Raw genomic sequence first — 20,291 nt, forward strand, 5'->3', positions numbered from 1 at the left:
AAAGGTTCGTAAAGTGACATCTAGTGCGGTTCAACCTTAGTGGCTATGTGTTAACCATGTGATTTAATTTGACTAACTTTGAGCATAAGATTATCATATTAGATGAATTTTATTTATTCTAGTAGGATTCAAACTATCATGTAGATAATGAGTAAGATCAGAGTTAGAAATTTTGGGCCAATAAAGGGAGGATTGCGTAATAGTGATAATGGCGGCTGGATCGATATTAATAAGGTTACAGTTTTTATTGGAAACCAGGGTACAGGAAAAAGTACGCTGGCTAAGCTAATTTCTACCTTTACATGGATGGAGAAGGCACTCACTCGCGGCGATTATACACCCGAATATTTCACGGGTCGTTACATACTAGGTGAATATCTGGAGTATCACAATATTTCGAGGTATTTTAAAGGTAATACGGATGATCTATTCAGCTCAACCGAAAACAATCCACAAACTGAAATAGAATATGAGGGATATTCATATTCCATGAAATTTATAAATGGACAGTTTGCGATAACGAAAAACAATAGGCAAGGTTACCATTTGCCTCAAATTATGTATCATCCGGCAGAACGGAATGTGTCTAGTTATTCGCAGGATTTCCGCCGAAATAAAACCCTACCCGGTTCTCTCATAGAACTCGTTACACAATTCCTTATAGCAACACAAGCTATGAATGATCGTGTTAAACTGCCAATCAACAATTTATATCTGGTTTATGACGAGGCTCAAAAAAGTGTTAACCTAGCGGGATATGATTATAGCATATATTTACATGAGGCGTCTAGCGGTATTCAATCTTTGGTTCCTCTTTACTTAATATCCCGTTATTTTGCAAATTCAGTTAAGATCTCTTCTGAAAATAGAGAGCAAATGAGCAGTGAAGAGCAGATACGCTTTAGGCGAGAGGTGGCGGCGATACATGCAAATGTAACGCTTACTGAAGAACAGCGCAGGTCGGCACTTTCGGTTGCAGCAGCAAAGTATAATAAAACAGCATTCATTAATATTGTAGAAGAACCAGAGCAAAATCTTTTTCCAAGTTCCCAATGGGAAATATTAAAAAGCCTTCTGGAGTTTAATAACATGAGCACGGGCAACAAATTGATCATGACTACGCATAGCCCTTATGTTATAAACGACTTAATGTTGGCAGTAAAGGCAAACTATGTTTACGGTATCATTGAACAATGCGGAAAAACAGAACTTCTTGATGAGATTGAAAAAATCGTTCCAAGGGCATCTATTATCAATTCAGAGCAACTGTCTATATATGAAATGGACGATGAAGGTAATATTTTAGAATTGGGTAAACAGAACGGATTACCATCTGATGAGAACTACCTTAACGAGATGTTAGAGCAATCGAATGAACAATATTCACAGCTATTACGTATAGAAAACAAATGCCGGTAAACTTTTTTAACGACACGCTTCATACACATTCCAGTAATGAACAATTTGGTTTATGCGATAAACCACATCCAATAAGAGAACCTTCATACATAAATGAAGATCGAACTGAACCCTGGATAGGCATTGTTAACAATCCTAATAATCATCACGTAGATTTTTATGGATTAGATCACGCACTCAAAATCCCAATTCCAGAACCTAACCCTGATGGAAAGTATCTGGAAAAGCTTTGTGATGGGATGATGAACCATAACAATAAGCTGGATTTTGTTGAACTTAAAGAGGCTCAAGGTGGTGGCAAATGGATTGGCAATGCTACCAAGCAAATTTTAAGTGCTATTAGACTTTATGAAGAGAATCACAATGATATAGCCAATTACCAAGAGGTAAATGCATACATCTGTAACAGTTTACAACCGGCATTGAACACGAACACCATGCATCCTAAACAAGACTTCCAAAATTTGAGTTTGACCTACGGCTTTAAAGGTGAGCTGATTGTAAAACAAGAAATCGACATCTAGATCAACTTCGGAACTTCACAGCAGCAACCAATACGTTTGTAAAATGAATTAACCTATTGTATATAATTATTATTTGTTCTTAAATCCTAATAGATAGACAAATTAGCATTACATTTGATGTGCAATTTTAATATTAGCCAATCATTTTGATTAGCCAATTTTAACAAAAAGCATACGAATATGAGGATTGATCATTTAGCCGTCAAAAACTTTAAAAATTTCATATCACTGTCTGTTGACTTTGAACCGGGGGTAAACCTGTTTGTAGGAACGAACGGCAGCGGCAAAACTTCAATCCTTGAAGCAATCAATGTAGCCGTTGGTGGCTTTTTCTACCCTTTGCGTAACAGCAAATATCAGCGTGCTATTTATTTTGATGAAATTCGTATTGCTGATCGCGTAAGAACACCAGAGGCCACCGTGGCAGCACGTTCAAAGGATATTCCAGGGGCAGGCTGGTCCAGAACCATGCGCAGCGAATCAAAAGCAAATGATTCGAAAGGAAATGCCCCCCTTGCCGCATTCAGTAAACATTACTTCGATGAATATTTTCAAGACCCAGCAGACAGGCATATTGCTCCGCTCATAGCTTACTATTCTACACAACGTCTGTTTAAAGATTCTAATGTATCAGAAAAGCAGAAGTATGATGCGGCGGCAGGCAGGATGAACGGATATCTGCTTTGTCTCAAAGAAACCTCAATTAAGACCGTGCTTGAAGATTGGCTGTTTAATGCCATAGTGAGGCGGGCATCAAAATATGCAAACGAAATTGACGATACCGATGTAATTTTAGAAAACGTTGAACATGCGGTTAAAGATGTGCTGAGTTATGCGCTGGGTGTTCCGGAAGATCAGAAATTGCGTATATATCCCGATCCTGATTTTGACAATCAATTATTCGTGCGGTATGACAGCGAACATGACCTGCCATTAGAGTATTACTCTGATGGATTTCGGAACATGATTTATCTGATTATAGATTTGGTTTGGCGCGCCTCTCAGTTAAATCCATGGTTGCCTTTGGCAAATTTCAATCAGGTTACAGGTGTTGTTACCATTGACGAAATAGATCTTCATTTACATCCAAGATGGCAAGCCAAAGCCATAGCGGTATTACAACGGCTTTTCCCCGGCGTTCAGTTTTTCATAACCACACATAGCCCTACGGTAGTTGCAAATTTCCAAAATGGCACCTTGTACGTAATTAGCGGCAATTGTATTGAACGCAGTAATACCGAATATTTTGGCAGGCAGATAAATAATGTTCTGAGAAACATTTTAGGTGCCGCAGACCGCCACAAACCCACACAGGATAGATTGGACCGACTGTTTAACCTCATCTTAGAAAAAAGAAAAGACGAGTATACTACAGAGTATAATCTATTGGTTGAATTGCTTGGCAAAGATGATATTGATATTCAAAAGGCTACAGCGCTAATCGATATGCAAGATATTCTAAATCAATAATCCCAGCTATGCAATACATAAAGAAAGGTGTTAAACCTCCTGATGAGTGGGAAAACTGGTTTACGGTTCCCGTAGATCCTGATCCGCGCAGAACTTATGATTATGGAAGGGACGCAACTGCTTGCAATATCAAAGAAGTAAAGCAGTATTTACTTGCAGAACAGCATAACCTATGTGCTTATTGCCAGCGTTATATCGTTGAAAAAGATTCATCAGTAGAGCACGTAATGCCCAAACAATACAATAAAGAGCGCTCAACCTGTTATACCAATTTGGTAGCGGTTTGTAAAACACCAAATAAAGATCCGTTGACAGGACGCGACCATTGCGACAGGGACAAAGGTAGTTTACCAATAACTCCTTTCATTTTTTTAGAAAATAACGATGTAAACTTAGCTCAAAATACAAACAACGCTTATTTTACTGCTAATCCGGATGGTACTATACTGCCAAGAGTTGGTTTAAAGGATAATATAAACAAGCAGGTGGAGGCATTTATCGATACATTAAATCTCAATCACTCTGATTTAAAAACTTCCCGCAGTCAGGATTACCTTAATGGAATTGTAGCGGCCATGAATTTGCTTAACCTGCAAACTAAACAGCAGAAAAAAGACTTTTGGAAAGCGCAGTTTGCCGCAATTGTTGCAGACAATTCCAGGCCTTATAGGCAATATCTGCTCATCGTTATTGCCAGAATTTTAGGCGCACAATAGGACAATAAAAAAACCGGACGGACATGCCCGGTTTTTTCTTTGACAGGTACTCTACGTTAAAATTGATTACATCAGTAATTTGCAAAAGGCCTACCAGATATCATCTTAACAACCATGTTAATGATCAGTAAAAACCTATTCCTCATACCCATCAGTGCCATCAGCAAATTTGGTTAGGCTAGTTAAAAATTCTTTAAAATTTGTTCCAATATCTTCTGCCTCTTCGTCGGCAATGGCGTACATGTCTACCTGAATGAAGGTTTCTTTTGACTTATTAATGCCAAATGCAAGGCCACCACCATTGGAGCCGATCAGAAATAATCCGGGAGCAAATTCCGGCACGTTATACATTTCGTTATTTTTTTGAAGTTCCTCTACAGGCCACAGTACTAGCCATTGCCCATCAAGAATACTACCTTCGCCGCCATTGTGCTCGCGCATAAACTCTTGATATCCTGGTGGAAACTTGCAGTCTATGGCTTTGATCGCTGTTGTAAACAGCTGCTCATCCAGAGCGTCATTTTTATCGAATTCATGCATTAAATAGCTGATTTCTGCGTCCATGTTTGGAATATGTCGACTGTTTGATAGTTTTAAAAATAGATTTTCCATATACTGAAGCAAGGCCGCCTGTAATTTATTACCAAAAGCGGATAGATTTGGATTATGAAAAAAGCAGATCGTCAATAATCTTGCTGCTCATACTCATCCTCATCGTCTTCTTTCCAAGGCAATGACAAATAAGCCAAAAATTCTCTGAAAACTTTTCCGACATTTTCTATAGTATCCTCATCGGCGCCTATAAAAGGAAAAGAAACAAAGGTGCCTTCTTTTCTCCGTATAGCGAAACCTGTGCCGCCGCCATCTGATCCAATCAGAAAGAAGTCAGGTAAAAATTCATCGAAACCATCGTTGAACTTAATTAATTCTTCCGCACGCCAGAAGTGTACATATTTCCCATCCCGAATAAATCCTACGCCTCCATTGGTTTCACGCAGAAAGTCCAAATAGTCGTCGGGAAAATTGCAATCGATACTGTCGATGATTTCCGAGAATTTCGTACCGTCGATGGACGAATTTAAGGTAAGGTCTTGAATGTATTTGGTGATATGCTCGTTCATACGATAGTTTTCTGTCCGGAATTTAAAGAATGGCCCGCATTGTGGCGGGCCATGATAGTAACCATATAGGAGTATACAGTTAATTTCCGAACCGTTAAGTTTAAATAAGTATCTCAGCGCAAAGTACCTGTTTACAGCTCTGCGATAAGTAAGATATGAAGATTGGTAATTGGATTGTGAACTGCGTTTGTAATATATTGTATGCCCTTCAAAAAATTTCTTAACTCGATGTTAATACACGAAAAATCAGCCCGCACCACCGTGCGGGCTAATAAAGTAATCAAATCGTTTGTCCTGCCCAGTTACTCTTCCGGGATTTCATATTTTGCCAAAATCGGATCGGCAATGTCAAAGTCCTCCTGTAATGCACCATCATCGAACCAATAAGCGTTAGCCTGGAAACACTCCAGAACTCCCTGAAATAGTTCTGAAAGTGATTTGTAACGAACGTACAGTTCCTTTCCGTGCACTGGCACAGAGTATAAATACAAGTAACCAAACAGTACATCGTCAGGATCGCAGTTCATCAACAGATAGTCACCACCCCCTGCCGATAAGATTGGAAAATACTTTAAATTCCAATCACCCGCATGTGTGTAGATTTTATAGGTCTCTATACAACCATCCAGCGATTCAAAAATGCCATCGGGAAAAAGCAATGACTGTGCAATTGTCAGATCATCTGAAACCCCCATCCCATTTTTCCATCCAAAAAGTTCAAACACAACTGTCGGAAATGTAAGGTTTAAGTCTCTCTCTCGCTCCGCAATTTCGGCCTGAGAAAGCCCATCCTGAAGGCGCCCGAAGGCGATTGATTGCTGTGAACTGAATATCTGGCTCAGCTTGTCTAAAATAGGTGTTAACTGCATATTCACTATATTTTAAAGGAATCCAGGGTTCAACGTACTTGGTTGAGGTGTAATAATAGGTGGAATTATTGGAGGCGCAAAACGCTGCAGGAGAGTTTCCAGAATTTTAAACATTGGAAATACATCTTCTTCCGCTACCGGAGAAGTATCCGGCTGAGAATTGTCGCCAATTGGAATTACCAATATCCGATCCCCGGTCTGTAAATTATTTACCGATACCAGACTGCCTAATTTTCCACCTTGTATGTCCTGTTCCCCTTTAGGAACTACCATAGTTTCGGCATATCTTCCATTTTTATATCCTCCTTCTTTAGTCATCGCGTATGGATACTCATCTATCGATGAAACGCCTTTTACTGGCTTTACATCTCCAGTATATCCTTTTTTTGCCAGATATCTGTTTCGGTTGGCTGCATTTTTATCAGAGTCATAAGTCAAAAGCATTGAGTAACCTTTTGCTAAAGCATTCATAGTGTTTTTGTAGATGTTCTTGGTTTCCGATTCATAAACATAGTGTAAAACGAGTTTCGCACCTGATTTTATTGTTTTTCGAATGTCCTGATATAAGGCTATGGCATCTACTCCGGTATATTTCACGCCGCCTGCAATGGGCTTAGCGTCTTTACCATCCGGATCTATAACGTTGATCGGATTGTTAAACGCGAAGTTGAATTGCGATACCCAGGCGTACTTAAGCCCGTGCGGATCTGGAGAGTGAAACCTGCCTATTTGCGGATCGTATAAACGGGCTCCAAAATCGTACACATTGGCACTCCATCCGTCGCCAAATTCGCCTGTTTCAAGCTTTTTGCCATGAAACAGGTAATTATTGGAAATATAGCTCTTCTTTAAAGCTTTGGCGCTTATGCCTGCCATTTCAAGGCCAAAAGGATAGTAATGATGTTCTTCTAGCAGTGGCCCTGCATTGTGCGTAACAATTAAGTTGTCAAAATAAACATCTACTGCACTTTCGTTGCTGGAGTAGATGTATATAAAGCCAGTTTTCTTAACGGCCATTTTGTTTACCACCAGGTTGATGAGCTGGCCGGTGCTTCCTTGTACCTGTCGTACGCCCGAATTTTCATTAACCAGGTTAAACTGGTCGTCGAACGTAACAAAATTCAAATAGGCCTTGGGTTGTGCCGCCTGGTTTTGATTGGGGTCAAGGTTTTTGATGCCAGAGTAAATACTGCCGTCGAACAGGGCTAATGGGCTATTGCTGCCTGTAGCTTGGTGTATGCCATCGGCCAAGCTCACCCCGGTCATGGCATTTAAAAAAGACGTTACTATGGCCTGGGCAGTGTTTACAGAACTGGTTGCCGACGAACTTTGGTAATAGGCTTTTGAAGATATGGTAATAGAATCGCCAGCCATTACCCTCAATACCAACGAAGGGCCAGTTTTTTGCCCGGTTGCCCCATTCGTTAGCGCAACGTAGTCATTAGGGTTTGTGGTATTGTCTGTAGGATAAGAAACTGGTTTGGCCGTCCGGGTGGCATCAATATTGGCAAACAAGGTATTCTCTGCGGCACTCGCGGCGGTCTCCATTGTGGCCGCATACAAGGCCGTATCAGACCTTGTGCCGAGTACCATCTCCACGCCGCCGGTATGGTTTTTTAGGAAATAATCAAAAGTAAACTGTACCGGCTGGTTGCTTTTGTAAATGGCCCTTATACGGCCCCGCTCGTGCGCAATGCTTTGAAGGGTATCGTAGCCAGGTTGGTTAGGATCAGCATTTCCATTAAGGTAAATGAATCCATTGGCATACTGGGTTAGCACCGTACGGTAGGTATTACTGGTATCGGTTACAACCTTGGCCAACTGCCTGCCATCGCCACCACGTACCAGGTATACATCGCCACGGCTTTTTACTTTGTAATAAACCGGGAGGTTGTTGTGGTCATATATGATGGTATCTATATCCTTGTTCTTGTCTTTAGCTATATTGCCATTCCGGTCATACCAATAGTCTTGAAAGTTGTTGTTCCAGATCTCTGTAAAATCGCCCAGCCTGGAACTTGGGTTATTAACCTTATCGGTAACATAATACAAGCTGTTGCTGTAAGGCACGTATTCGTAATCCAAACTGTCTATGGTTTTTATCACCATGCCATCCATGCCCCTTTGCCGCATGCTTTGGATGTTCCCGTTATTATCATATGTTATGCCGCTTACCGAAAAATCCATTAGGTTTTGTGCCCAACTGGTACTGCCGTTGTTTTGCTGGGTATAATAAGCCGCAACCAGGCGTTGTGCAGCATCGTAGCTGTAGCCATTGGCCCGGGCAAGGCCGTCGCCCCGGCCTTTAAACTTCATGCCAGCAACGTTTCCAGTATACTCGCTGCTATCAAAGCCAATATCATAGCTAAGCTCCATACCAAACCAATTTGAAGTACTACCCACCGTATTTACATAACCTTTGTTAACGGCACGCAACCATTTGCGGATGTTATAGTCGTATGCTAAAGTTTCCAGCTGCGTGGCAGCACCTGGGTTTAGCCTTTCGGTTAGCAGCTGGCCCAGTTCATTATAGCTCATTACGCTAAGTGTGCGTTTTAGTGCGGCATTGTCATTAAGCGTTACAATCAGTGAATCTAAGCGGCCACCATCATCGTAATGGTACAGGGTATGTACAGTAGTTTGTGGTGTGATGGTAGACTGCGGATTGTTATGTTTTAAGTAGGTGGCCAACATTTTGCCAGAGAAATCGTACACTTTATTGGTAATGTCTTTGCCACCACCATAGTTTTCCTCTATTTTCTGAATTTCGCGTTGCCTGTCGTTATAATATATGGTGGTAGTAAGCCATCGGTTTTTACTGCTGTCCCATACGCGCTTGCCAGTTATCAGCCCTTTGGTTTTAGTGCTGGGGGCAGCTGGCATGCCTTCTGCATAGGGGTTGCTGCCTACCCGGGTATTGCTTAAATCGGCCGTTGCATAAGCAGCGGCGCCAGTAAAGCTGTAATTGTCGTAATAAATGTAGTACTGCGGTACCATAACCGCAGGGGTAAGGAAAGGAACACTTACGGCCGGATTGGCTACTGTAGAGGTATCCATCAATGCCTGCATGTATTCGCGTGTGGAACCAGTATAAAATAAGCTTTCGCCTGTTATGCGGTTCAATGAATCGTAAAGAATGGCTTTGGCCATGCCCATTGCTGCCAGGTTGCCCGTTCTGGTAATTACCAGCCTATCGCGCTTGTCGTACACCATTTCAACCGAATCGGCACCTGGAGTTTTTTCTACAATTACCCGCTCCCTTTGGTCGTACCGATACATATAACCCAGTTCTGCAATGAGGTAGGGCGTAACAGACCAATGAGATTTGATAATATCAATAAGCTTGGGGCTAAGAATAAATGCCAATTTGCCATTGGTGTTGTAAATCTGGTAGGTACAGTTCCAGCCTACATGACCTGTTCCGGGTGCGTACGAGTTCTGTATCTTTTTTAAAATACTGCGTCCCATTTTGTCTGTAAACTCAATGGTTTGCATGCCTTCTTCGTTAATTGTAGTTTCTTTATGCAGTGTACCCGCGGCATAATAGCCACCGGAGGTTGGGGTTCCGGTAATGCCCGATACCGAGTATTGCCGTACAGAATCAGCCACGGTATTAAATTGGTAGCGCGTTTCCTGTGGTCTGTTGCCACCTTCCAGCGCCCAATTGTTGCCTTGTGCAAACACCTTTACGGGCCGCCCACCAGGTGCGGCTTCGTACTGGATGCGGCCATAATAAATGCTTTCTCCAGCCGTAGCCGGATTCAGTACGGTATCTTTGTAGAATGCACTTTGTGCATTAAAAGGATCGGTTTTAAATTTTCCATCACTGGTATTGCCCGTTTTAGGAGCATATGGCAAATACTTATAAACTTCCTGGCCATACTGGTTGTAAACATAAGGACTTACAAAGTCCTTTCCGGAAGGTGTAATTCCCTTTTCTACACGCTGTATCAATCGGCCAAGGCCATCATGGTATTCTGTAATTTGCCGTACCTCTGCGCCGGTTCTGCTTGCAGCTTTCAGGTAGGCCGTATCGTTACTGGGCACATTTGGTTCCCAGGAACAGATATAATTTATCCATGTATTGGTATATGCCGCTGGTATGGCTGCTGGCGTTGCTGCAGGCCTAAATTTTTGTTTTGGGATATTTTGTGCATGCATAACCAATGCAAGCATGGTATACCCTAGCACTTGGAGCACAACTTTCTTTATCATCTTAAAAGACAGTTTTGGGGTTATTGGTTGATAGATGCAGCTATTTTGTGTTCAAACAGTTTAATGATCATTCCATTGTGGTCTCGCACGCTGGTTTGCCTGCCCAGCCCATCAAAGGTGTAATAGGTGGTTACTCCGGCTGCATTGGTTTCACTGGTAATTTTGCCATAGGGCGAGTAGGTTATGGTAAATACCTGTGCCGATTTACCGGCCAGGGCGCTGCGTACTTTGGCAATCTCTGTACGTATGGCCTGGTCATCGGCAGGCGCATCCAGGTTGGCAGGTATAACCAAACCGCTAACTGATGAATAGCTGGCCCCTATAATTTTGGCCACCGGGTATTCGCCACCATAGCCCCATAGGTAAACCTCACGCAAGTCATTTGATTTGCTTTGTTCTGTAAGATTGCCCCAGTAGTCGTAGGCCGAAAAGGTAAGCCTGTTTTCCAGTGGCTGGTCGGCCCTGATCATTTCCTTACTCGATGGGGCAATCATTCCACTAAAGAACGAGAAATTGTTTTTCTCCCGATAGATCTGGACACCTCCTTTGGTAATGCGCTGTTCTATGACTTCCGATACCATATTTCTGGCCACCATAGAGTCGTATACGGCTGTTCCGGTAAAATCTGCCGGATAGCTGTAGGTGGTGGTTTCTATGATGTTATCGCTGCCGGTAACGTCTTTACGGGTTACTTGTGCCGATACAGAGTCGTAAGTATATGAAGTTTTAATACCCAAGCCGGTACCATTTGTTACATCGTAAAGGCTATCCGTGCTTGATTTCAAGGTTGGCCAAAATTGGAAGCGTTGGTACATACCAATATTAAAGGACCAATCTGGCCCGGTAGGGCAGCCGTTAACAAAGGTATTAGATACCCGCTGTACGCCACATTTGGCACCCCATACGCAGCGCAGGTTTGGCTGCCCTGCAGTGTTGTTATAGTTCCACTCGTTAATGGTGCTTTTTAGCAACCTGCCATTGCCATCGTAAACACGTTTGGCCAATGGCATACCACGCAGCTCGTCGTAGCTGGTGCGCGGAATGTACGGATAGCCGCTTCCACCGGCATCCATAAAGCCTGGCAACGTATAGGTAAATTCCTCATAACCGTTTTCTGCATTTTCGCCATATTGTGCAACAACCCTCGAATAACCAATAGGGCTTCCCTGTGTGCGGCCCAATGCTACCAGGCTATTGCCATAGCGGTTAAACATCATCCAGTCGCCGCCTTTTGCGGCTGGGGTACCTGTGCAGTAATAAGGCACATAAGAATAGCCTGCATACTTAGCCTCATCAAGCAGATAGCCCGATGTGATGCTGTCGTTTAACTGGTATTTAAAACGTACTACCTGATCGTTGGCATGGTTAAAGCCATCAAAAGTAGTGATGCGTTTTAACCTGTTGCCTCCTGCCAATTTGCTGTACAAGGCAGGGGCAGTAAAATAGTTCCAGTTCTTATAGTTTAAGGTAAGAAAACACTTTTCGTTAAAACCCACACGCTCTGCCACCAGGTAATAGGTGGCCCCTTTATTTAACGAAATGTTTTGTGTACGTGTGGTACCGTTAGAATTGCCAGATGCCCATATCAGGTGAAATGCCGCATCGTATATCTCTACAGTAGCCTGCGGATCGGTAGGGATAATGCCAGTAAGGAAATAAGTTACAGAAAGTACTCCCGGAACGTTGGGCACATATACCATTGTGGTATCTTGGTAAACCGATGGTAATGAGCCAGACATGGTAGTTGCCGTTGCCATTGCGGTAACAGCACTAGAGTCGTAATGCTGCGCCCTATAAATCGAAGCGTTCTTAAAAAAAGAATACTGATTAGGCTCATACTCAAATGTAGTAACACCACCCGTTGGGTGGGTAATGGTATTCAGTAAACCGCATTGCATGGCGGCCGAGTCTAATTCGCGGTTGGCACCAGCATAGTCTACAAACCCATCTGTTAGCGCTGGTATAAGGCTGTTGTTTGATGCTCCGTTGTAAAAGCCCCAGTGGTCTTGGCTGTAAGAGTTCCTGGCAGGCAAGCCATCGGGGTTAATGTAGCTAAAGCTGGTTTGTAAAGAGTCTGTACCGGCTACATCTACAAAGTTGACCAAAAACAGTCTTTTCTTTAGCACATCGGTAGCAGCAGCATTTGCGTAAAAATGGTTCAGCTTTATTTTTTTTATGAGCGTATAAGTTTGCCCAGTTGCATTGTAAAAGCTAATTTCTTTTAATCGGGCTTTATCGCCGGTGTTAATATCAGCACGATCATTAACACTGTTGAATTCTACCTTCCCACTTTTGTAAACTACAGAAGTTAGGGTAAAGGAATTGGTAGTTTGGTGGTTATAGGTTTTGGTGGCATTATCACTAGGTGGCTGCTGGTTTAAGCAACCAGTAGGCTGGTCGGGTACCGCGGTATACTTTGTTTCGCTTGGCAGATCGTCAAAATTATTGAATGAGGTAGCTGTGTAGTTGAACTTAATGGTATCTTTTCTATTGGGCGATATGATGCGGCTAAGGAACCAGGCCGTTTTACAGGTAAAATTACTACCGTCATCGCCCGGTAAGGTTTCTATATCGTAAGTAGAACTTTCTATATTTGAAAACTCGTACCTGGTGCCGTTTTCAATAGTGATGACAAAACCAGTGCTTACACTGCCAGTTAACTTCCAAGGCTTGTATGGCGTAAAGAATACAGCACCAGTTCGATCAAAAAATATTTTGGCACTCTGGCCATCAAAATTAACATAATACATATCGGGCAGCAGATCCAGCCTCCCATCGCCGATGTTCTTTTTATCGCAGGTAGTTAGGGTGTTTAACCACGACGTAGGATTTGCGGTGTTCCACAGCGGCAGGGCGGTGCTGGCTGCTGCGTCGTTGTAGCCCATAGTGGTAAGCTCGTCTGGGCGGCCTACGGGAGTGCGTACAATAGCGCCTCCAACGGTAACATCAAAACCCGTACCCGCCCAGGAGCCCTGGCTTTCAACAAGGATACCCCCGGCTCCTGAATAGTTTAATGAAATTTTGTGCAGTAAAGTTCCAGACTTGATCTCGTACAGTGGAAAGCTGATGTCGGGCTTTCCGGTATAATACGAAACAGGGATATCGGCTACACGTACCATTTCTGTAGCCTTTTTGCTCGGTTCGTAAATGGCTGCTGGCGAGGTGAGATCGAAAGTGGTTGAGCTTTGTGCCAGTAGCAGATGATAAGGGATGAGCAGCATGAAAAGCATTGCCCAGCCTTTGATCTGTTGGGGTAATCGTAACATAAGTATATATTGTTTGGGGAAAAATTATTTGAAAGTGTAACCAAATCTTATTTTAAAGGGCTGTGAGCCAGGAATTTGCCTGGCGGCAAGGAAATCGTACAGTACAGTAGTGGTAGCCGATCTTTTAGCAGCTACTTTAACTTTATGGCATAAGCCAATCAGGGCACTCATTTGGTAGCCATTCCAGTTCTTTAGTTCGCGTATACGATGAAAGCCTGTAGGTTTATTGGCTTCTAAGCCACCGTTAATGTAAATGCTGCGCCGCAGCCTCCAATCTAGAAAACTGCGGAGGCCCAAACCCTGATGGCTAAAAGCAATATGATCCCATCCATTGCCTATACCCAGCTTATAAGCTAAGCCTATACCTGCTGTACCGTTTTTGTGAAACTTATAGGCTACTTGCGCTACTATATCGGCTACTGCTGGGAAGTAGTAATTGGCCCTTTGAAACTGGATGTTACCACCCGGCTCTAAGCGGTTCCAAAAACGCTTTGTTTTGAGTGGGTTTGGCTTAAAGGATGGCATCTCATCAACATTACCGTTTGATGCATATTTAGATTTGAAATTATCAAATTGTGAGCGCCCTGCATCCAACTGCTCGCTGGCCAGTTGCCTGCCTGCGGCATCAGTACCTATGCGCCGTTGCAATGTGCTTTCTACCTGTGCGCGGGTTTGCAAATCTTCAAGAGATCGGCTTGTATTGTAGTTTTCAGGCAGGTTAAAAAGGCTTGCAAAAAGGCTGTTGCGGGCCATAAAGTTTTGAAACTCTGGCCTGGCCTTTAAAAGAGCAAGCAGCTTCTCTTCGCGCCTTTTAGGATCGGTTAATATAGCCTTATAGTCTTCTATTTGCTGCCGATAGTAGAATACCTCCTTTTCTAAACCGCCCAATTCTGCAGAGAACTTACCTAGCGGCGTTAAAACCGCCATAATTTCCTGTTTACCTTGGCTAATTAGGTTGCTTGTTTGTTCGGTAACAGATAGGCTGTTTTGAAGCGCTGCTACCGTTTGTTTTGATTGCTGATACAAGTTTTGATCTGCAGTGGCCAGCTGGCCAATGTATTTAACAGCGCCTTGCAGTGTATCCAGGTAGCCAAAGTATGTGGTGGGTACCTGGGCTACGTTTTGCAGCTGGCCACGCCAAGCTGTTGCTTTGGCTATTAGGGCCGGAAATACCTGGTTGGCAGTTTGCTTATCAAACAAGGCAACTTTCTTTTGCATGCGCTCTAGCTTTAGGATATAGGCATCTAAAGCTTTGGTGTTCTCTCGCATCAGCTTTTTACTGCCCAATGCAGCTTTTTTTGCTGTTGCTTTTAGATAACTGTTGGTTTGGTGCCTAGCCAAACTATCATGGCTGTGCTGTGCATATGCGCCCGGGGTAAAGGCCATACACAAGAGCCAAATGAAGTGAAATTGCTTCATCTGTTTAGAGTTTATGGTGGATGTATCTAGATGTTATTTTGGGGTTGCAGGCAGGGGTATTTACTATGTTTTTTGGTTAGGAATATACTGGCTGGCAGAGGAAGTACCAGCTGAGTTATGAAGATAAGATACGTTTTTAAGAAAAGCGTTAATAATTGGTTAACGGAAAAAAATAGTAAGAGAGTACCACTTTTAAGCAATTTGTTCGTGTACAAACTAGTGCTGTACAATTGCGGCCTAAGAAAGTATATTACTTGTAGAAATTACACATGAAAGGAAAGCTATTTTTATTTTTATTAATATGGTCGGGGTTATGTTACGGCCAGAAACCTGCGCTAACTCTTGATTCGTACAAAAGATGGCCTGAAGTAACAGGTGGAGGCTTAAGCGGCAACGGACAATTTGCATTTTATACCATCAAAAACTTTCCGGTCGGCAAAAGTACTTTCGTTCTTAAAACCACAGATGGCAAGGAGCTATTTTCTTGTATCAATTTTAATAATCCAAGATTTGGATTTAATAGCAGATATCTATATGGAATCCTTGAGGTGGACACGCTACTGATCTACGACACTAGAAATAAAACTCAAAAAAAAATACCTGGAGTGAGCAACTATGAGTTGGTTTCCATTACTGGGCAAGAACGATTAGTAATAACAGAAAAACAAAGAACATTAAAAATAATAGATGAATTTGGAAACCGGCTTTTTACTTTTTCTTCTATCAATTATTACAAATTCGGTCCTAGCGGCAAAAAATTATTTATTGAACAACCAGATAATACCTCCTCAAGAAGCGTTATATGCAGCTGGATCGATATGGCTACCGGCAAAGGAAAGATCATCTATAAAGGCGAAACAACAAACAGCGTAATCTTTGATGGTGAAGAGAATCAGGCTGCATTTATAGCAAGTGATACTGCTGGAAATAACATCTTTTATTATAATAGCCATGCAGATAGCGCTGTGCTTTTTATTCATAAACAAACTGAAGGAATAGCAGCTGATCTAGCTATTGAAAAGGGACAATACTGGTCCTTTAGCAAAGATGGTGACAGAATTTTCTTCTCACTGGATAAGCAGAGCGAAAGTAAAAATAAAGACATGCCTCCAGAATTAGAAATCTGGAGTTACGAAGATGCCTTCTTGAGAAGTTATTATAATGGGATGGTTGGAAAAGCAATGCTACAAGTTAGAAGCTATTTGTCCACAGCGGACATACGGACAGGCAAGGTCCTTCAGCTGATTAAAGGTGATCAAAGGGTTTTTGCAAACTCATTGCAGTACAATACAGACAGCATCTTTTTGGTAATTTCTTCCTACGGTCTTAACACTGAAGACTGGAATAAAAATGCCACATCCTCATTTTACCTTTGCAACACAAAAACCGGCAAGCAGATTCCGCTAGAGATCAATAGAAAGGAAACTCTTGCGCCGGTCATATCGCCCAGCGGAAAATACATATTGTATTTTGACAGAAGCCTAGGTAATTATATATGCTTTAACATTGCCACTAATGTGAAAGAAAATATTACTGAATCCATTCATGCCAGTTTTCTGAAATATTTCAACCAGCACTACCCCAGACCGGATGTTTCAGTCGTCGGAATAACTGGTTGGGTTAAAAACGATGAATCAGTTTTAATCAATACGAGCTACGATATTTACAAAGTAGATCCTTTAAATTTCGATAAGCCTGTGAATATAACACAGGGCATTGGCGAAACAAAAAAAACTGTATTCTATCTTGCCGGACAGCCTTTGGGTAGTATTGTTGGCAGCAACAATGGCAAGGTTTTATTGAGTGCTTTCAATACGAAGAATAAGAATTATGGCTTTTATGAAGCTGATGTTCTTCATGGAAATCAGGATATTAGGAAACTAAATATGGGTGCGTATTTCTCGGGCCACATTGACGATATCTATTACCAATTGGATGATGAAAACTTTATAGTAGCCAAAAATAGTGCGGGCTATTTATTACGATGGGAGCAGGCAGACAAGTCTCCAAATTATTATTTCAGCAAAGATCTGCGAAATTTTACGCCGATTTCTGATATGCGTCCAGAAAACGCATACAATTGGCTCACTGCACAACTGTGCGAATACAAGGACAGCCTGGGCGGTCACTATCAAGGAATTCTTTACAAGCCGGAAAACTTTGATCCAAATAAAAAGTACCCGGTCATCTTTAATATTTATGAAACAAAAAGCAATGGCCTTAACGCCTTCATCAAGCCTGGTCTAGCAGGTACGAATTTTAATATATCGCTATTAGTTAGCAACGGGTATCTTGTTTTCCTGCCAGACATTAGGGGAATAGTAAGAGCACCAGGTGAAGGTGCATTACGATCTGTTTTAGCGGCCGCAGATTATGTCACTAAGTTTGAGTATGTCGATGAAAAAAAATTGGCGCTTGTTGGCCATAGTTTCGGTGGCTTTGAGACAAACTATATCATTACGCATTCGAATCGGTTTGCGGCAGCGATATCTGGTAGTGGTATCAGCGATATGGTAAGACTGGCTACAGCTATCTGGATACCAGGGCAAAGCCAGCAATGGTTCACACAGTATTCCTATTTAATGATGGAAAAGCCAGTTGTGGATGATCCAGAATCCTACTTCCGAAACTCGCCGTTATTGAATGCGAAGAAACTAGGTACGCCTGTGTTATTTATGCACAATGACGGTGACGAGAACGTCAGTTATGAGCAAACACAGGCATTTTTCATTGTTTTGCGAAGTTTACTTAAGCCTTGTTGGTGGCTTAATTATAAAGGTTATGGACATGGGGTTGGTGGTGAGAAAAATCAACTGGATTATAATACGAGGGTATGGCAATTTTTGGATCATTACTTAAAGGACCAGCCAATGCCTGATTGGATGAAGGAGCATATTTAAAAAAATAGGCTGGGTATCCCAGCCTATTTTTTATCAAAGACCAGCTTTAACCAAAATAGTTCCACAGGGATTTGAGGGATTCGTAGCACCCCTAATGGTAAACGCGCCAGGTGATCCGGGCAACGCGGTTGTTATTCCAAATTGTTGACTTGGGCAAAAGGTGGTAGGTGCAGTAGTAGTAGCCACCCAAACGAAATCGCTTGCCGTTGTTTTAAAGGCATATATACCTCCAATAATTCCGAATGCTGCAATAGCAGCCAGAAATAGTCTAGCATTTCTCATAAATATACTTTTTGGTGTTTTGAAATTTTCTTCTCCAACCTGTAGGTTTTAAATGCCTCCCAAGCTAATCGCATGATTTGATTTAAAGGTATTGGATGGCAAATATTCCGGTAGATTGGCTACAAAGTTAGAAGGCTGTACTTCTCCGGGGACCGCAGTTTACATTATAGATAGGGAATTTTATTAGCGCCCACGCCTATTTCTATTCATTAGATCTCCAAAACCAACTGTAATTTGATTGCAGTTGATTGCGTAATGCTTTTATTTAATGATGGGATCAACCGTGGGGATGATCCTGTTACCGAACTTCGAGACCCACCTATTTTACAGACAAAACAGCAGAAAAGCGACCTAGACTATGCACAATGATGGTGATTGGAATGTTAACATTGAACAGACTCAATCTTTCTTTATTGTACTCGCCCCTCCAAACACCCGTGTGGTGGTTAAACTATAGAAGATATTATTACCTGAAAGGTGCTCCTATGCCTGCCTGGATGAAGGAACATATCTAATTGATTTTCTGTATCTACGGTTTACGTAATCGATTAAAATTATGATTTGTTAACACACTATTAACGCTTTAGTGTTTATAGGGGGGCTAATATTGCATTCAATTCGATGGCAATCGGAAGGAATTTATGTTTGACCTTTAAAAATAACTAAACAGATGATACAGATTACCCCTCCCAATTAAGGGCCAACGGCCTACGTGCCCTTTACAATCTCCGTTTTACTAATGTAATGAAATGATCCTGTACGCGGTTTCCTGCTGGCCGTAGTATTATTCCCCATTTCCAAAAAATATGCACACCGCTATACGCTGTGCTGTAGTCTTATTGTCATGAAATATGAGACGACTCTGCAACCCAAGGCAGATAAGGCAGCTTTATGCCTTAAAGCAGCAGATTACCTTGCGTTCGCATTTTGCTGTATTTACTATAGCTATTGTATTTGGATATATCCGGTAGTTGGGGCCAATAACAAGGCTGCCTTCTTACCATATGTAATGTTGCCGTTTGGTTTGGCAATACTAACAGTATTAACCCTTGTGAGGCTGTTAAAGCAGCCGATTAAGCTACAGCTTGGGCACAACATACTGCTGGCTGCTGTAGTAGTGGGTTGCCTGGCATGGGCATTTTGCTGGGGTACCATTGGCAATGAAGCCATCATCAACTGTTTATGTACGCTTATGGCAGTTTGTATTTTGGTGTATTACCTGCCCAAGTACTTGCTGGGACACTTCTTTTGGCTTTTAACTGCCATACTTTTTATACAGATAAGCCAGGGCTATTACCAACTTTTGGCAGGAAGGCTTTCTAGCCATAAACCGCCCGTAATTAGAGGACATTGGAATACGGCAGCTGAATTTGCCAGTTATATGCTGGCTGCATATCCGCTATTGCTTTATACTACTATACAAATATTACCTCATGCTTCGGTGGTGGGTAAAGCATACCAACGCAATAAAATTTTGCTGCCACTTATAGGCACATTGCTTATGGGTCAGTTACTATGCCACATTGGTTCTGCCAGGCATTGGTATCTGTTTGTATTTGAAAATGTTTTTTCCGGTTACATCATTGCCCGCAGCTGGTTAAACCCTTTTTCTAAAAAGTTTCATTTACTAAATAGGTTGGTAATGGGTTGGGGCCTGGCACTTGGTGCTCTTATCTACATAGTAGCATTTAGCATGCCCCATAACTTAATGCTGTTATACCTGCTGCTAGGCATTTTGCTATGCATCAACAAAATGCTGGTGGGCTTAAATTTCATTTTTTACATGCGGCTGTACCTGGTAATATGTTGCCTATTGGCTATGGACAACTATGTATTTAACATGCCAGCTATATTGTTCATAGCTGTGGTTTTTGCTGCATTCTTATGCGCTATTGTGGCAATAGGGCCTAAACAGCCAGAAGTAGAAGTTCCATGTTATATGCTTATGCTGGCGGTATTGGCCCTCTTTGCAGCTACGCTGCTGGCAACAGGAAAATTAGCAACAATAATCAGGCTTTCGGGTAAAGATTTTAAGATCATATAATACAAAGATCAGCAGGCTGGCAGGCACAGTGGTTTGAGGAAGCCAT

At 42.1% G+C, this 20,291-nt stretch carries 12 protein-coding genes; 6 read left to right on the forward strand and 6 right to left on the reverse strand.

The features are described 5' to 3' along the window. The first annotated feature begins 147 nt into the window (after positions 1 to 147). From BLR32_RS08940 to BLR32_RS08955, 4 genes are all read left to right on the forward strand, one after another. On the forward strand, positions 148 to 1,419 hold the full coding sequence (locus BLR32_RS08940) for an AAA family ATPase (protein WP_089830776.1): 1,272 nt from the start codon (positions 148 to 150) through the stop codon (positions 1,417 to 1,419). Further along, positions 1,410 to 1,943 carry a hypothetical protein gene (locus BLR32_RS08945; protein ID WP_089830778.1) on the forward strand — a complete coding sequence of 178 codons (534 nt, stop codon included), beginning with the start codon at positions 1,410 to 1,412 and terminating at the stop codon, positions 1,941 to 1,943. Before BLR32_RS08940 ends, BLR32_RS08945 begins: the two co-directional genes overlap by 10 nt. A 180-nt stretch (positions 1,944 to 2,123) precedes the next feature. Beyond that, the gene (locus tag BLR32_RS08950) at positions 2,124 to 3,413 is read left to right on the forward strand and encodes an AAA family ATPase (RefSeq protein WP_089830780.1); all 1,290 of its coding nucleotides are present in this window, start codon (positions 2,124 to 2,126) and stop codon (positions 3,411 to 3,413) included. A gap of 8 nt (positions 3,414 to 3,421) precedes the next feature. Beyond that, positions 3,422 to 4,129 (forward strand): retron system putative HNH endonuclease, encoded by a 708-nt coding sequence (locus tag BLR32_RS08955; protein ID WP_089830781.1) that lies wholly within the window; start codon positions 3,422 to 3,424, stop codon positions 4,127 to 4,129. Positions 4,130 to 4,264: 135 nt separating this feature from the next. Here the strand turns inward: BLR32_RS08955 and BLR32_RS08960 are convergent, their stop codons facing one another. The 6 genes from BLR32_RS08960 to BLR32_RS08985 all read right to left on the reverse strand — a co-directional run bounded on the left by BLR32_RS08960 (position 4,265) and on the right by BLR32_RS08985 (position 15,019). Beyond that, entirely contained in the window at positions 4,265 to 4,693 is a 429-nt protein-coding gene (locus tag BLR32_RS08960; protein ID WP_176842212.1) for an SMI1/KNR4 family protein, read from the reverse strand. Between the two features lie 119 nt (positions 4,694 to 4,812). Continuing rightward, complete coding sequence (locus BLR32_RS08965; protein WP_089830785.1) at positions 4,813 to 5,250, reverse strand: SMI1/KNR4 family protein; 438 nt, start codon at positions 5,248 to 5,250, stop codon at positions 4,813 to 4,815. A 302-nt stretch (positions 5,251 to 5,552) separates the two neighbouring features. Further along, entirely contained in the window at positions 5,553 to 6,119 is a 567-nt protein-coding gene (locus tag BLR32_RS08970; protein ID WP_089830787.1) for an SMI1/KNR4 family protein, read from the reverse strand. Positions 6,120 to 6,131: 12 nt separating this feature from the next. Beyond that, positions 6,132 to 10,334 (reverse strand): DUF6443 domain-containing protein, encoded by a 4,203-nt coding sequence (locus BLR32_RS08975; RefSeq protein WP_089830789.1) that lies wholly within the window; start codon positions 10,332 to 10,334, stop codon positions 6,132 to 6,134. Positions 10,335 to 10,354: 20 nt separating this feature from the next. Next, a complete protein-coding gene (locus BLR32_RS08980) occupies positions 10,355 to 13,600 on the reverse strand; it encodes an RHS repeat protein (RefSeq protein ID WP_089830791.1) in 3,246 nt (1,081 codons plus the stop codon). Positions 13,601 to 13,624: 24 nt separating this feature from the next. Then, entirely contained in the window at positions 13,625 to 15,019 is a 1,395-nt protein-coding gene (locus BLR32_RS08985) for a hypothetical protein (protein ID WP_143011407.1), read from the reverse strand. Between the two features lie 269 nt (positions 15,020 to 15,288). Here BLR32_RS08985 and BLR32_RS08990 point away from each other — a divergent pair, with 269 nt between their 5' ends. Together BLR32_RS08990 and BLR32_RS09000 are read left to right on the forward strand one after the other, a co-directional pair. Continuing rightward, positions 15,289 to 17,919, forward strand: a complete 2,631-nt coding sequence (locus BLR32_RS08990) for an alpha/beta hydrolase family protein (RefSeq protein WP_089830795.1) — start codon at positions 15,289 to 15,291, stop codon at positions 17,917 to 17,919. Between the two features lie 1,126 nt (positions 17,920 to 19,045). Further along, positions 19,046 to 20,245, forward strand: coding sequence for a hypothetical protein (locus BLR32_RS09000; protein WP_089830800.1), 1,200 nt, complete (start codon positions 19,046 to 19,048; stop codon positions 20,243 to 20,245). The last annotated feature ends 46 nt before the right edge of the window (positions 20,246 to 20,291 follow it).

The organism is Chitinophaga filiformis (genome assembly GCF_900102545.1).
Taxonomy (GTDB): domain Bacteria; phylum Bacteroidota; class Bacteroidia; order Chitinophagales; family Chitinophagaceae; genus Chitinophaga; species Chitinophaga filiformis.